14 protein-coding genes are annotated in these 14,744 nt (G+C 67.1%); 8 read left to right on the top strand and 6 right to left on the bottom strand.

Going from position 1 to position 14,744, the window contains the following annotated elements:
* Nucleotides 1-7: 7 nt before the first annotated feature.
* From glmS to WK25_RS23050, 3 genes are all read left to right on the top strand, one after another.
* A complete protein-coding gene (glmS, locus tag WK25_RS23060) occupies nt 8-1,831 on the top strand; it encodes a glutamine--fructose-6-phosphate transaminase (isomerizing) (RefSeq protein WP_040139584.1) in 1,824 nt (607 codons plus the stop codon).
* Complete coding sequence (locus tag WK25_RS23055) at nt 1,828-3,135, top strand: hypothetical protein (RefSeq protein ID WP_069242840.1); 1,308 nt, start codon at nt 1,828-1,830, stop codon at nt 3,133-3,135. Before glmS ends, WK25_RS23055 begins: the two co-directional genes overlap by 4 nt.
* Before the next feature lie 283 nt (nt 3,136-3,418).
* Nucleotides 3,419-4,255 (top strand): c-type cytochrome, encoded by an 837-nt coding sequence (locus WK25_RS23050; RefSeq protein ID WP_040139582.1) that lies wholly within the window; start codon nt 3,419-3,421, stop codon nt 4,253-4,255.
* 21 nt (nt 4,256-4,276) lie between these two features.
* Here the strand turns inward: WK25_RS23050 and WK25_RS23045 are convergent, their stop codons facing one another.
* Genes WK25_RS23045 through WK25_RS23035 form a run of 3 tightly spaced genes read right to left on the bottom strand, consistent with a single transcriptional unit; the run spans nt 4,277 to nt 7,247 of the window.
* The gene (locus WK25_RS23045) at nt 4,277-5,533 is read right to left on the bottom strand and encodes a Zn-dependent hydrolase (RefSeq protein ID WP_069242839.1); all 1,257 of its coding nucleotides are present in this window, start codon (nt 5,531-5,533) and stop codon (nt 4,277-4,279) included.
* On the bottom strand, nt 5,526-6,065 hold the full coding sequence (locus WK25_RS23040; RefSeq protein WP_069242838.1) for an L-2-amino-thiazoline-4-carboxylic acid hydrolase: 540 nt from the start codon (nt 6,063-6,065) through the stop codon (nt 5,526-5,528). Before WK25_RS23040 ends, WK25_RS23045 begins: the two co-directional genes overlap by 8 nt.
* Nucleotides 6,066-6,080: 15 nt before the next feature.
* Entirely contained in the window at nt 6,081-7,247 is a 1,167-nt protein-coding gene (locus WK25_RS23035) for a branched-chain amino acid ABC transporter substrate-binding protein (RefSeq protein ID WP_069242837.1), read from the bottom strand.
* A 176-nt stretch (nt 7,248-7,423) separates the two neighbouring features.
* Between WK25_RS23035 and WK25_RS23030 the strand changes: the two genes are divergently transcribed.
* The 5 genes from WK25_RS23030 (at nt 7,424) to ahpF (ending at nt 11,991) form a co-directional block, all read left to right on the top strand.
* Entirely contained in the window at nt 7,424-8,317 is an 894-nt protein-coding gene (locus WK25_RS23030) for a LysR substrate-binding domain-containing protein (protein ID WP_069242836.1), read from the top strand.
* Nucleotides 8,318-8,464: 147 nt separating this feature from the next.
* Nucleotides 8,465-8,683: a ribbon-helix-helix protein, CopG family gene (locus tag WK25_RS23025; RefSeq protein ID WP_040139577.1), complete on the top strand. Its 219-nt coding sequence runs from the start codon at nt 8,465-8,467 to the stop codon at nt 8,681-8,683.
* Nucleotides 8,684-8,846: 163 nt separating this feature from the next.
* Nucleotides 8,847-9,212, top strand: coding sequence for a type II toxin-antitoxin system VapC family toxin (locus WK25_RS23020; RefSeq protein ID WP_040139576.1), 366 nt, complete (start codon nt 8,847-8,849; stop codon nt 9,210-9,212).
* Between the two features lie 494 nt (nt 9,213-9,706).
* Nucleotides 9,707-10,270: an alkyl hydroperoxide reductase subunit C gene (gene ahpC, locus WK25_RS23015; RefSeq protein WP_069242835.1), complete on the top strand. Its 564-nt coding sequence runs from the start codon at nt 9,707-9,709 to the stop codon at nt 10,268-10,270.
* A 122-nt stretch (nt 10,271-10,392) separates the two neighbouring features.
* Nucleotides 10,393-11,991, top strand: coding sequence for an alkyl hydroperoxide reductase subunit F (ahpF, locus tag WK25_RS23010; RefSeq protein WP_040139574.1), 1,599 nt, complete (start codon nt 10,393-10,395; stop codon nt 11,989-11,991).
* A gap of 114 nt (nt 11,992-12,105) precedes the next feature.
* Here ahpF and WK25_RS23005 read toward each other — a convergent pair whose 3' ends face one another.
* From WK25_RS23005 to WK25_RS22995, 3 genes are all read right to left on the bottom strand, one after another.
* Nucleotides 12,106-12,906 (bottom strand): extensin, encoded by an 801-nt coding sequence (locus tag WK25_RS23005; RefSeq protein WP_069242834.1) that lies wholly within the window; start codon nt 12,904-12,906, stop codon nt 12,106-12,108.
* Nucleotides 12,907-13,076: 170 nt separating this feature from the next.
* Nucleotides 13,077-13,976, bottom strand: coding sequence for a lipid A hydroxylase LpxO (lpxO, locus tag WK25_RS23000; protein WP_069243506.1), 900 nt, complete (start codon nt 13,974-13,976; stop codon nt 13,077-13,079).
* A gap of 204 nt (nt 13,977-14,180) precedes the next feature.
* Nucleotides 14,181-14,735, bottom strand: a complete 555-nt coding sequence (locus WK25_RS22995) for a carboxymuconolactone decarboxylase family protein (protein WP_040141063.1) — start codon at nt 14,733-14,735, stop codon at nt 14,181-14,183.
* Between the last annotated feature and the right edge of the window lie 9 nt (nt 14,736-14,744).

Genomic DNA, 14,744 nt, shown 5'->3' with positions numbered 1-14,744 from the left:
GTGAATCATGTGCGGAATCGTCGGAGCAAGCGGCCTGAAGAATCAGGTGCCGCAACTGGTCAATGCGCTGAGCCGGCTCGAGTATCGCGGCTACGATTCGTGCGGCATCGCCGTGTTGCGTGACGGACATCTGCGCAGCGAACGGACGCTGCGCCGCGTGGCGGACCTGCAGGACCGCGTGCTGACGCTTGGCCTCGAAGGCCAGACGTGCATCGCGCATACGCGCTGGGCGACGCATGGCGCACCGTCCGAAATGAACGCGCACCCGATCATGTCGGGCGACACGATCGCGGTCGTGCACAACGGGATCATCGAAAACCACGACGAACTGCGCGCCGAACTGCGGCAACGCGGCTACACGTTCCGCGGCGAGACCGACACCGAGGTGATCGCGCACCTGATCCACAGCGTGTATCGCGACGATCTGTTCGATGCGGTCGTGCGCGCGGTCAAGCGGCTGCACGGCGCCTATGCGATCGCCGTGCTGAGCGCGCGCGAGCCGCAGCGGCTGGTCGCCGCGCGCGCCGGCTCGCCGCTCGTGATCGGCATCGGCGCGGACCAGAATTATCTGGCGTCCGACTGCGCGGCGCTCGGCGACCTGACCGACCGCTTCGTCTATCTGGAAGACGGCGACGTCGCGCTGATCACGCCGGAACGCATCGACGTGGTCGATTCGGTCGGCGCCGACGCGAAGCGTCCGCTGTGCGAGGTCAAGGCACGCGCCGACGATGCCGCGCTCGGCCCGTACCAGCATTTCATGCAGAAGGAAATCTTCGAGCAGCCGAAGGCGATCGCGGCCACGATCGACGGCATCGACACGATCTCGCCCGCGCTATTCGGCGGCAGCGACAGCGCGCGCGCGTTGCTGTCGAGAGCAAGAAGCGTGCTGCTGCTGGGTTGCGGCACCAGCTACTACGCGGGCCTGACCGCGAAATACTGGCTCGAGAGCATCGCCGGCATTCCCGCGCAGGTCGAGATCGCAAGCGAATACCGCTACCGCGAGACGGTGCCCGATCCGCGCACGCTGGTGGTTGGCATCTCCCAATCCGGCGAGACCGCCGACACGATCGGCGCGATCGAGCGCGCGCGCGGGATGGGCCAGGACATGTCGATGGCGATCTGCAACGTGGCGACCAGCTCGATCGCGCGCGCGGCGCCGCTGTGCTTCCTGACGCGCGCCGGCATCGAGCTCGGCGTCGCGTCGACCAAGGCATTCACGACGCAGCTCGTCGCGCTGTTCCTGCTGACGCTGACGCTCGCACAGCAGCGCGGCAGGCTCGACGCCGCGCAAGTCGCGACGCACCTGAAGAAGCTGCACGAACTGCCCGACCGCATCGGCCACGCACTCGCGCTGGAAACGCAGATCATGGGCTGGGCCGCGAAATTCGCGCGCACCGAAAACGCACTGTTCCTCGGCCGCGGCATTCACTACCCGATCGCGCTGGAAGGTGCGCTGAAGCTCAAGGAAGTGTCGTACATCCACGCGGAAGGCTATCCGGCCGGCGAACTGAAGCACGGGCCCCTCGCGCTGGTCACGAGCGCGATGCCGGTCGTGACCATCGCGCCGGACGATCGCCTGTTCCAGAAGCTGAAGTCCAACATGGCCGAGGTCCGCGCGCGCGGCGGAAGGCTCTACGTGCTCGCAGGCCATCAACTCGAGATCGACGCCGACCGCGACACGCACCTGATCCGCGTGCGCGAATCGGGCGACGCGCTGTCGCCGATCGTCAACGTGATCGCGTTGCAGCTGCTGGCGTATCACGTCGGCTGCGCGCGCGGCGCCGACGTCGACAAGCCGCGCAATCTCGCGAAATCGGTCACGGTCGAATGATGGCGCTGCCGCTTCGGTGGCCGGGTGCGAGACGATCGCGTCCGGCGCTGCGCGCGGCGACGCGGCTCGCCGCGACCGCGCTCTTTGGCGCGGGCTGCGGCGCCTGCTGCGGCGCGCTGGCCGCCGGCGCGCCGGTCGTGCACACGGTCACGATCGACACGCGCGCCGAGCCGCCCGCCAGCGACAAGGACGCCGGCGATGCACGCCGCTTCATGCACGGCATTGGCGTGGCCGATGCCGGCGACGGCAAGCGCTGGGTGTTCTTCAGCAGCTCGGGGCTCCCGCCGCGCGGCGCGATGCGCAACGGCAGCTGGTCGCACGACGTGTACGTGGGCGAATGGCAGCCTGGCAATTCGCAACTGACGCACGTACGCGCGTTCATCAGCCGGCCGGAGGCGCAGGAGCCGGTATCGATCGCACAGAACGGTCGCGGCGACATCTTCGTCACGTTCGAGGACGGCTGGGACACGTCGCAGGAAGTCAGCCAGCGCTACGGCGTCTACCGGCGCAACCTGAAGCCGGTCAAGCCGTATCCGCACGACGTCGAAGCGGGCGGCCATTCGGGACACGTCGCCGCCGTCGGCGAGCGCTTCGTCGTGTTCTACTCCGCCGACTGGGTCGATGGCGGCGGCGTCGACAATCTCGGCAGCGGCAACGGTGTGTACGTGAAAACCTACGATGCGGCCGGACGCGTGTTGAATCATGTGCCGGTCGTCGCACATCGCCGCGAATGGTGGCCGATTGTCGCGGGCTCGCCGCGCCGGGCGCTGCTGGTCTGGCAGAAATACATCGAAGGCAGCACGGACGCGACGCTCGAGTATGCGATGTTCGATCCATTCACCGCGAAGCTGGAGAAGCGCGGACCGCTGAGCGACGCGATCCAGTACTACGTGTATTCGTCCGCGTACGTGCCCGCGGTCGACCGATTCATCGTCGTCACGACAACCGCGGACAATCGCGGCGTCGCGATGCTGATCGACCCGGACGGGCGCCGCATCGCGACGCTCGACTGCCTGCCGCCGTCGGTGCGCGAATCGGGTGTCGGCGTCGACGGCGCGCATGCGTACGTGCCGACTCGCGACGGGCGGCTGCTGACGTTGACGCTGACGGCAACGGGCATGTCGGTTACCGGCGTGCAGCGTTCGCCGGTTCCGTGGGGCTCGACCGGTATCGCCGCGTTTCCGGCGCGCGCGGGCATGATGCATTTCGTGTCGCTGTCGCCGACCGGCACGCGCGAAGCCGATTTCGACACGGCACGGGAAGCGCCTTTGCCAAAGGCCGACGCGCAGTGCCAGAGTCATTGACGGCGGCGCTGAGCGCGCCGGATCAGCGCGATCGCTTCATGGCAATGTGACGGCGTACGGATCGTGCAATGCGGTGCTGCACGCAACCGCCTGTGCGGCTGTCCGGCCGAGCGCCTGCCTGACTGCCACGCGCGTCGCCGCTCACCCGTTCAATCCCCGCCGTTACGCCCGCACCGCATTCAAGTCGCCATCGCCGCCCTTACCGGCTAGACTGTCGCCCGATTCCTTCGGCCAGTCGCGATGCCGCGCTGCGTGCCGCCGCCCCCTTTTTCACGGAGAACGAATGCTGAAGCGCCAATGGTTTTCGCTGTTGCTGCTGACGGTGTGCCTGATGGCCACGCACGCGTACGCGCAGGGCACGCTAGAACTCGACACCGATGGCACGCCGCGCGTGCTGACACGGCAAGCGCTGCTCGCGCGCGCCGACGCGACGGACATCCACGTGCCGCGCGACATCGCTTACGGTCGGCCGATGACGTTTCGCGCGGTGCCGTTCGCGGCGCTGCTGGGCGACACGTCGCTGCCGGCGGACGGCGTACTGGAGACACGCGCGGCCGACGGTTTCGCCGCACAACTGCCACTGGATTTCGCACGCCGGCGTGCGCCGGCCGGCGCCGTTGCGTGGCTGGCGATCGAGGACCCGGCGCACCCTTGGCCGGCACTGCCGGGCAAGTCGGTCAGCGCAGGGCCGTTCTATCTCGTGTGGGTCGGCCCGGACGCGTCGTCGGTGCGCGGCGAGCAATGGCCCTACCAGATCGTGCGCATCGCGATCGAATCTTCGCCGCTCGCACGCTGGCCGTCGCTCGCGGTCGATCCGTCGCTGCCGGCGAACGACCCGGCCCGCGCGGGCCAGCGGCTGTTCGTCACGCAATGTCTCGCGTGCCACCGCATCGATGGCGCAGGCAGCAGCCAGGCCGGCCCCGACCTGAACGCGCCGATGAATCCGGTCGACTACTTCCAGCCCGCCGCACTGCGTCGCTACATCCGCAATCCGGCGTCGGTGCGCGACTGGCCGGGCCGCGTGATGCCGGCGTTCCCGCCCGACCAGTTGAGCGACCGCGAACTCGACCAGATCGTCGCTTACCTCGCGTACGTCGCGCGGCGCAAGGCCGCCAAATAAGCCGCAACCGTCACGCGTGCATCACGCGCCCGGTTCCTGCGCGCTTTGCAGCACCGCGCGCAGCAGCACGTCGGCGCCGGCCGTCGACCACTCCGGCGTGATCGCCTCGGCTTCGTTGTGGCTTAGCCCGCCGACGCACGGCACGAAGATCATGCCGGTCGGCGCGACGCGTGCGATGTAGCACGCGTCGTGGCCCGCGCCGGACACGATGTCCATGTGCGACAGCCCGAGCGCCTGCGCGGCGGCGCGGACTGCGTCGATGCAGCGCGGCGCGAACGGCACCGGTGCATACGTGAAGATCTGCTCGATCTGCGCGCCGAGACCGGCGTCGTCCGCCACGCGCGCCAGCTCCGCGCGCAGCGCCGCATCGAGTTCGTCGAGCACCGCATCGTCTGGATGGCGGAATTCGACCGTGAAGAAGCAACTGCCCGGCACCGTGTTGCGCGAATTCGGCCGCGCATCGATCATTCCGACCGTCGCGCGCGCATGCGGCGCATGACGGCGACCCAGCGCATCGACGAACTGGATCATTCGCGCGGCGCCGACCAGCGTGTCGCGCCGGAATTCCATCGGCGTCGTGCCCGCGTGCGCGTCGACGCCCGTCAGCGTCACCTCGTACCAGCGCTGCCCCTGCCCGGCCGTCACGACACCGATCGTCTTGCCTGCACGCTCGAGAATCGCACCCTGTTCGATATGCAGCTCGTATGCTGCATGAACCGGATAGCCGCCGACGGGCTCGGTGCCCGCATAGCCGATCCGCGCGAGTTCCGCCCCGATCGTGTTGCCCGCCGCATCGGTGCGCGACAGCCCGTATTCCAGCGGATACACGCCGGAAAACACGCCGGCCGAGATCATCGCCGGCGCGAAGCGCGAGCCTTCCTCGTTGGTCCAGATCACGACGTCGATCGGGCGCTCGGTTTCGATGCCCGCATCGTTCAGCGCGCGCACCACCTCGAGGCCGCCCAGCACGCCGTAGATGCCGTCGTAGCGGCCGCCGGTCGGCTGCGAGTCGGCGTGCGAACCGGTCATCACCGGCGCCGCGCCGGGATTGCGGCCCGCGCGGCGCGCGAACACGTTGCCCATCCGGTCGATACGAATGGTGCAGCCGGCATCGCGCGCCCATTGCACGAACAGGTCGCGCGACTCGCGGTCGAGGTCGGTCAGCGCGAGACGGCAGACACCGCCCTTCGGCGTCGCGCCGATCTGCGCCATCCGCTCGAGCGACGCCCACAGGCGTGCACCGTCGACGCGCGGCGCGCCCGCGAAATCGTCACGCATCGCCGGCCTCCGGTGCGTCGTTGCGCGGCGCGGGCTGCAACGCATAGCGGAAATCGCAGCGCTTGCCGCCCTGCATGATCGTGCTCGTGCGCGTCAGCGCGATGCGCGGATCGTAGCCCTCGATGAAGTAGCTGTCGCGTGCGCAGCTCAGCAGATGGCCGATCTCGCCGAGCCCCATCGCGTGATACATCTGCGCGTAGCTGCAACGGTGCACGTCGTAGTCGTAGTGCGCGTCGTCCGCGCGGCGCACCTCGACGTCGAGCGCGTCGTCCTTCTCCCACAGCACCTGCAATGCGATGAACGACTGCACGCTCGTGCCTTCAGGCTCCTGAGCCGCAAACGCGCGGCCCGCGTCGACGGCCGCGCCGCGCACGGCCTCAGCGATCACGGCCTGTGCGCGCTCGGTGCCGAATTCGCGCTTCATGATTTCGTAGATCGGCTTGATGATTTCCGCTTCGATGCGCCGCCGTGCGAGGATGCCGAGGCGCGTGTCCTCCGGCGCCGCGGCGGATTCGCGAATCGTGTCGGTCATGGGGTGTCTCCGTCGTTATTGCGTTGCGGTGCGCGCGCCGCCGAGCACGTCGACGACGGCCCACTTGCCGCCGCGCACCTGATAGATCGTGAATGCCGGGTCCTTCAGGTTGCCTTCGCGGTCGAATGCGACCCGGCCCGTGACCCCCGGCCGGTCGGTTGCACGCACCGCCGCGACCAGCTTCGCGGGCTGTGTCGTGCCAGCCTTCTGCGCGGCAGCGATCAGCGTGGCGGCCGCGTCGTACGCGAACGGTGCGTGCAATTCGATCGGCGCGTGAAAGCGCGCGCGGTATTGCGCGTCGAACGCGTTGCCGCCCGGCATCCGGTCGAGCGGCAGGCCGGGTTCGAGCGCGGTTACGCCATCGCCGTCCTTGCCGGCGAGCGACAGGAAGGTCTGGCTGACGAACCCGCCGGCGCCGAGCAGCGGCGCGCTCACGCCGAGCTGGCGCATGCGGCGCGCGATCGGCGCTGCCTGCGCATCGAGCCCGCCGAAGAACACGAGATCCGCGCGCTTGCCCTTGATCGCGGTCAGTACGCCGCTGAAGTCGGTGGTCTTGTCGTTGACGTACTGGCGATCGACGATCGTGCCGCCATTCGCCTGCACGCCCTTGATGAACTGCTCGGCGAGCCCCGCGCCGAACGACGTGCGATCGTCGATCACCGCGATGCGCTTCGCCTTCAGCGTCTTCACCGCATACGCGCCGGTGAAATTGCCGCCCGCATCGTCGTGACCCATGATGCGGAACGCCGTTGCGTAGCCCTGCTGCGTGTACTGGTGGCCGGTGGATGCCGGCGCGATCTGCGGAATGCCGGCATCGCGGTAGACGCGCGACGCAGGCACGCTGCAGCCGGTGTTCCAGTGACCGACGACGCCAATCACGTGCTGGTCGACGAGCTGCTGCGCGACCGCGACGGCCGTGCGCGGATCGGATTGGTCGTCCGCCGCTACAAGCTTGTAGACAACGGGCTTGCCGCCGATGCTCGGATGCTTCGCGTTCGCGTCGTCGATCGCGAGCTGCGCGCCGTTCTGCAAGTCCTTGCCGATCCGCGCGGACGGGCCGGTGAGCGGCGCAGCGAGACCGATCAGGATCGTTTGCGGTGCGGATTGCGCGACCGCGGGCACGGCGACGCTCAGCGTGGCTGCGGAGAACGCGAGGCTGGCGGTGAGGAAGGCGATTTTCATGTACGGGAATCGGCGTTGGGATCAAAACATGAAAAATATTAAATAGTTGATGCCTGCACCCCAAATACTCAATTGTTGGTTGCTTATGCCATTCTCGCCACAATAACGTAACACCATGTATATAAGCGATATTTTTTGGTTGTCGCTTACCCTGACTTTTCGATAAAATTCGATACATGAAAAATATCGAACAATTGCCGCACGATCCGCCGTTGCGAGCCGTCCGCGCGTTCGAGGCATTCGCGCGCCTCGGCTCGGTCACGGCGGCCGCGCACGAGCTCGACATCACGCCGTCCGCGGTCAGCCATCAGTTGCAGTTGCTGGAAGCGTTCATCCAGACGCCGCTGACCGTGCGCGAGGGCCGCCTGCTCGCGCTTACCGACGAAGGCCGCGACTACTACCGCTCGATCAGCGCCGCGTTCTCGGTGCTGCGCAGCGCGACGCGCTTCGTGCGCGACCGCTCGTCGCTGCGGCAGATCACGATCAGCCTGATCCCGCTGCTCGGCATAGGCTGGTTCATCCCGCGGCTGCACGCGTTCCTCGCCGAGAACACCGACGTGGACGTGACCGTGCTGTATGCACATCACCGCAACTACCGAAGCGATGCGTCGGACCTGTCGATCCGTTTCGGCACCGGCGACTGGCCCGGCTATCGCTGCGAGCGGCTGCTGCCGGGTGCGATGGTGCCGATGTGCAGCCCGTCGTTCCTGAAGCGCCACGGGCCTTTCCGCACGCCTGCCGATCTCGCGCACGCGCCGCTCGTGCACGACGAGGATCGCAGCACATGGGTCAACTGGCTGCAGGGCGCCGGCGTGCGGCATGTGTCGCATGCGGTGGGACCGATGTTCGAGGACGGGCAACTGACGCTGAGCGCAGCACGCGCGGATCTCGGTGCGGCGCTGCTGCGCGCACCGCTGGTCCAGCGCGAACTCGCGAGCGGCGAGCTCGTGCAGTTGTTCGACCACGCGCTCGACGACGGACGCGATTACTACCTGTGCACGCGCGACGATGCCGACACGCCCGACGGTGCGAGGCGCCTGGCCGAATGGTTGAGGCGAATGGCCGCCTGAACCGCGCTACCGGACATTGCCCGACACTGCCGGACGTTGCACGGCGCCTGACCAGCGCAACTCGCCGCTGCATCGCCCACCGCCTCCGTGCGTTGCGGGCGCCGGCAGATGTATATATGATATGCATATCACATATCGGAGGTTGCGATGAGCCGCATCCTGATCGACCTGTCGAATGGCCAGCTCGACGAGCTGGCCGCCATCGTCGAAACTGAGCAACGCCCTCGCGCCGCGATCATCCGCGATGCGATCGACGCGTATATCGCGCAGCACAAGCGAGCGCATGCCGACACCGTATTCGGCCTGTGGAAGGATCGCGCGGCCGACGGGCTCACTTATCAGGAGGCACTGCGTTCAGAATGGTAAAAGCACTCATCGACACCCACCGCGTCCCCGAATGCCGGGGCCGCCCGGTTCCGGCCGACGCCCATCTCGCACGGCTTCGGCCGCCGCATCGCGGCACGGTATTCGGGCTCTGGAAAACGCGCGCGCCCGACGGGCTCGCGTATCAGCAGGCATTGCGCGCGGAATGGTAAATGCCCTCTTCGACACCAACATCCTGATCGACTATCTCGGTGGTGTGGAGGCCGCGCGCGGCGAGCTTGCCCGCTACGAGTATCGCGCGATCAGCATGGTGACCTGGATGGAAGTCCTGGTTGGCGCAACGGCAACCGACGACGCCGCGATCCGCGCGTGGCTGTCGTCGTTCGACATCATCCCGCTCGACGGCATCGTGGCGAGTCGCGCGGTAGCGATCCGCAAGGAACGCCGCATTCGGTTGCCCGACGCGATCGTGTGGGCGTCCGCGCAGGTGAACGGGCTGCTGCTCGTATCGCGCAACACGAAGGATTTTCCCGTCACCGAACCCGGCATCCGGGCGCCCTATCAGCTGTAGCGGGCGCGAGCGCGGAGTCCGCGGCACGTGCCGGATCTCCGCCCGCGCTTGCGGCACAACCCATCTCTCCGGCGGCACACGACGGCGATCGTTCGTCCGGGCAACCACTACCGCCAGCTACCGGCACCGTCCGTCGCCGCGAATCGCGCGGTGCGCATCGACGCGCGCAACAGCGATCGGTATGCCCATGCACGCTCCACGATGACGCCGACGTCGCGTCGCGAGCGCTCGCGCACCAGCTCGCACGCAGCGAACACCCCAACGCCCCACCGGTCTTCGCCGCGTTGCCGCCCGCGACGCCTGCGCCGATTTCGCGCCGCGCGCTCACGCCGCGCATGACACCCGCGAACTCGCGCGGGCGCGGCGCCGGAACCAGGGCCGGAAGCGGATAGAAATTCCCGATGCCGCGGATTGAAACAAGCAATTTCACAAACCAAGGGTGAACCCGGATACTGGCAACACTTCATCAACACCCAAGCAAAGGAACTCGCAAGATGCCGATCATCAACACCCGGATCAAACCGTTCAAGGCAACCGCATACCACAACGGCGACTTCGTGCCCGTGACCGAAGAGAACTTCAAGGGCAAGTGGTCCGTCGTCGTGTTCTACCCGGCCGACTTCACGTTCGTCTGCCCGACCGAGCTCGGCGATCTCGCCGACCGCTACGACGAATTCCAGAAGCTGGGCGTCGAAATCTACGGCGTGTCGACCGATACGCACTTCACGCACAAGGCATGGCACGACACGTCGGACACGATCGGCAAGATCAAGTACCCGATGATCGGCGACCCGACGCTCACGCTGTCGCGCAACTTCGACGTGCTGATCGAGGAAGAAGGGATGGCGCTGCGCGGCACGTTCGTGATCAACCCGGAAGGCGAGATCAAGCTGTGCGAAATCCACGACAACGGCATCGGCCGCGACGCAGGCGAACTGCTGCGCAAGGTGCAGGCTGCGCAATACATTGCGGCGCACCCGGGTGAAGTGTGCCCGGCCAAGTGGACGCCCGGCGCCGAAACGCTGACCCCGTCGCTCGACCTGATCGGCAAGATCTGACGATCGCACCGCGCGCGCCGCACGGCGCGTGCGTGTCGCGATGCGGGCCGCGTCGCGCGGCCCGCGCCCTCCTCCGGCACGACGTGCCCGACCAGCCTCATCAATACGGAATCCGAAACGCCATGCTCGATGCCAATCTCAAGAATCAACTGAAAGCGTACCTCGAAAAAATCACGCGCCCGGTCGAACTCGTCGCATCGCTCGACGACAGCGCGAAGTCGCAGGAACTGCTTGCGCTGCTGAACGAGATTGCGTCGCTGACGTCGCGCGTGACCGTGACCGAACGCCGCGACGACGCCGAGCGTAAGCCGTCGTTTTCGATCGGCGAGCCCGGCAAGCCGGCCGGCATCCGCTTCGCCGGCATCCCGATGGGCCATGAATTCACGTCGCTCGTGCTTGCGCTGCTGCAAACGGGCGGCCATCCGATCAAGCTCGACGACGATGTGATCGAGCAGATCCGAGCGCTCGACGGCGACTACGCGTTCGAAACGTATTTCTCGCTGTCGTGCCAGAACTGCCCTGAAGTCGTGCAGGCGCTGAACGTGATGTCGCTGATCAATCCGCGCATCCGCCACGTCGCGATCGACGGCGCGCTGTTTCAGAACGAAGTCGACGCACGCCAGATCATGGCCGTGCCGACCATGTTCCTGAACGGCGAGTCGTTCGGCCAGGGTCGCAGCAGCGTGAAGGAGATCCTCGCGAAGCTCGATACCGGCGCGAGCGCGCGTGCCGCGAAATCGCTCGAGAACAAGCCGGTATTCGACACGCTGATCGTCGGCGGCGGGCCCGCCGGTGCAGCGGCCGCGATCTACTCGGCGCGCAAGGGTATCGCGACGGGCGTGGTCGCGGAGCGTTTCGGCGGGCAGGTGCTCGACACGATGGCGATCGAGAACTTCGTGTCGGTGCAGGAAACCGAAGGCCCGAAGTTCGCGGCCGCGCTCGAACAGCACGTGAAGCAATACGACGTCGACATCATGGACGTGCAGCGCGCCGACGCGCTGATTCCGGGCGACGTGCACCAGATCCGCCTCGCGAACGGCGCGGTGCTGAAGGCGAAGACGATCATCCTCGCGACCGGCGCGCGCTGGCGCGAAATCAACGTGCCCGGCGAGCGCGAATACCGCAACCGCGGTGTCGCGTACTGCCCGCACTGCGATGGTCCGCTGTTCAAGGGCAAGCGCGTCGCGGTGGTCGGCGGCGGCAACTCGGGTGTCGAGGCCGCGATCGATCTGGCTGGCATCGTGAAGGAAGTCACGCTGATCGAGTTCGGCGCGCAATTGCGCGCGGACGAAGTGCTGCAGCGCAAGCTGCGCAGCCTGCCCAACGTGACGATCGTCACGCAGGCGCAGACGACCGAGCTCACCGGCGACGGCAGCAAGCTGAATGGGCTCGTCTACAAGGATCTGCGCTCCGGTGAAACGAAGCGCGTCGACCTCGAAGGCGTGTTCGTGCAGATCGGCCTCGTGCCGAACACCGAATGGCTGAAGGGCACGGTCGAACTGTCGAAGCACGGCGAGATCGTCGTCGATGCGCGCGGCGCGACATCGGTGCCGGGCGTGTTCGCGGCCGGCGATGTAACGACGGTGCCGTTCAAGCAGATCGTGATCGCGGTCGGCGAAGGTGCAAAGGCCTCGCTCGGTGCATTCGATCACCTGATCCGGCAGGATGCGACGCCGGCCGCGGCCGACGCGCCGCAGGCCGAAGAAGCGATCGCCGCGTAACGCGCGACGCACCTCACCGGTTCGTCTCTCTTGGCCCCGCACGCCCTGGTCGGCGTCCGGGGTCTTTTTTCGTGCGGCAGTGAATGGTGCGGCGTGGACGCGGCGCCTGCCCCGTCACTGCGCGACGGCCGGCCCGGTATTGGCTGGCGCGGACGCCTTGAAGCTGCTCGACTGCCGGACCAGCTGGTCGGTCATCGCGGCGGCGACCGGATTCGCTCCGGCAGACGCATGCGCTCGGTCCGCGCTCGGCGGCGGTACGTACTGCGGCGGCGGCAACGACGGATCGAGCTTCGCCGATTCGCGTACGAGGGCGGCGGTTTCGGGCGTTTCCGATTTCATCGCGGGTGCGGCCGCTGCATGCCGCTCGAGCCCGTCACGCTTGCGCACGGCGTGCTGCGGCGGCTGATACGCCTGCTGCGCCGGCCGGCTCGCCTGCGTTGACTGGACTGACGGTCCGGATTGCGTCGGCTGGGCGGGCTGCGCCGGTTGTGCGGACCGGTTCTTCGCTGGGGTCGCATTCTCGGGCTCGACCGTCACCACATGGACCGCAGGAGGTGGCGCGGCCGGTTTCGCGGCCGGCGCCTGCGCGGCGATGACGGGCGCCACTGCCGCCGCTGCCGGAGCCGCGCGCGTGTGGGCCGCGGGCGCGGCCGGCGGCGGGACGACCGCCTGTTGCGGCACGGCGTCATCGACGTGTGCGGAAGGCACCGCGACGTGCGCAGGCGGTACGATCGTGCCCTGCGCGGTGTGCCCGTCATCGACGGCCGCCACGGTGGCGGCCGGTGGAGCGGAGTCGCCGATGCCGGCCTCCGCGATCGCGCGGTGGTCCGCACGCAGTAACATCACGTAGCCGGTGCCTGCCGCGGCAATCAGCAATCCGCCGGCGATCATCAAGGTCTTTCGGGTACTAGTCATGCTTGCTCACCGAGCTTATCGACGTGAACAAGCCATGATACCCGCGCGTCCGCGCGCGATCCCGCGCGAATACATTTGGTTGCATTGATGGCGACCCAACACCGGCGGGCCATATAACGCCGTCCAGCCTTTTCGTCAGACCGTTCGACGTCCGCTCGCCCCCTCGTGCGTCAAATGCAGAAGACGGCCACCGCGATCCCGCCGAACAGCACCCACTTGACGACGTAGTACACGGTGCGATTCCACGCCTTCAGCCGCTTACCTGCCCGCCGGATCGCATACAGATACTTGAATGCGTGATTGAGCCCGCCGGTGCGGTCGCCGGTTTCGTTCGGCGATGCGGCCGCGCGCATCAGCAGTTGCCCGAACGCGTCGTTGATGCGCTGCGCCCACCGGTATTTCATCGGCCGGTCGATGTCGCAGAACAGGATCACGCGATCGTGTGCGGTACGGTTCTCGGCCCAGTGCAGATAGGTCTCGTCGAACATTACGGCCTCGCCGTCGCGCCACGCGTATGACTCGCCGTCGACGACGATCCGGCATGCGTCGTCGTTCGGCGTATCGAGCCCGAGGTGATAGCGCAGCGAACCTGCATACGGATCGCGATGCAGGCCGAGCTTGCCGCCCGGCGGCAGCTGCGCGAACATCGCGGCCTTGATCGACGGAATCCGCGCCAGGATCGCGACCGTGCGCGGACACAGCGCCTGCGCGGACGGATGCGGCGCGTCGTACCACTTCAGGTAGAAACGCTTCCAGCCGTTGCGAAAGAATGAATTGAAACCGATGTCGTTGTACTCGCCGGACGCCTTGATCCGGCTCGCATCGCGCAACGCGAGCGCTTCGTCGCGAATGGTGCGCCATTCACGCTGCAACACCGCCAGTTCGGGAAAGTGCCGCGCATCGAGGAACGGCGTGGTCGGCACCGACGACAATGCGTAGCAAAAGCAGTTGAGCGGTGCGGTGAAGGTCGAATGGTCGGACAGCTGTCTGAACAGTCTGTGCCGAACCTTGCCGCGCCGATGCGTGTAGACGACACACACAATGAACACGATCAACAGGACCCACCGCATCGACATTTCCCCCGTAAGCCGTTTTCCGGAATTCTAGGTACGGGAAAAATTTCGTGCACTGAAGCGCGGGCAATGCGATGCGCGCGACGGAGGCGCTCCGAACGCGCATCGACTCACACAAAAACGCAAAAAGCCCGTGCAGAATAGCCTTTCGGCGCAATCGGCGCGCATGCGGCATGCGGCCGCCGCACGCGCCCGCTGCGATTATTCCGGAAACGGCAAATCAGTTTGTCCGTCGGCGCGCATATCGAACGTATTGAGCGTCATCGCAACGAGCGCGTAATAGCCGAGCAGCGCGACAAGGTTCACGACCGTCTCGTGACCGAAACGCGCGCGCGCACGCGCAAACGTCGCATCGCTCACACGCCGGGTGTCATATAGCTCGGTCGCGAATGCATGAATCAGCGCATCGTCGTCCGATTCGAACGACGGTGCAACGCCGCGGCGAATCGCGTCGGCCGTCGCGGCCGGCACACCCGCGTCGAGCGCGATCGGATGATGGATGTGCCACTCGGCCTGCGAGCGCCAGCGCGCGGCCGTCACGAGTATCGCCAGCTCCGACAGCCGCAGCGGCAGGCCCGTGCGATAGCGGCAGAATGCGCCGAGCCGCTGCGCGTGCCGGGCGAGCTCGGGGCTCGCGATCCAGCCGAGAAACGGCCCGTTCAGGTTGCCGCGCGGGCCGCTCAGGATCTCGGCGAGCACGGCCTTCTGCTCGTCGGATGCCGACGCGGGGTCGAACTGAGGAAGTCTGTCCGTCATGGTGATGAT

Source organism: Burkholderia latens (genome assembly GCF_001718795.1).
In the GTDB taxonomy this organism is placed as follows: Bacteria; Pseudomonadota; Gammaproteobacteria; order Burkholderiales; family Burkholderiaceae; genus Burkholderia; species Burkholderia latens_A.
The sequence above is the reverse complement of the archived record's forward strand: the minus strand, read 5'-3'. Positions and strand labels throughout refer to the sequence as shown.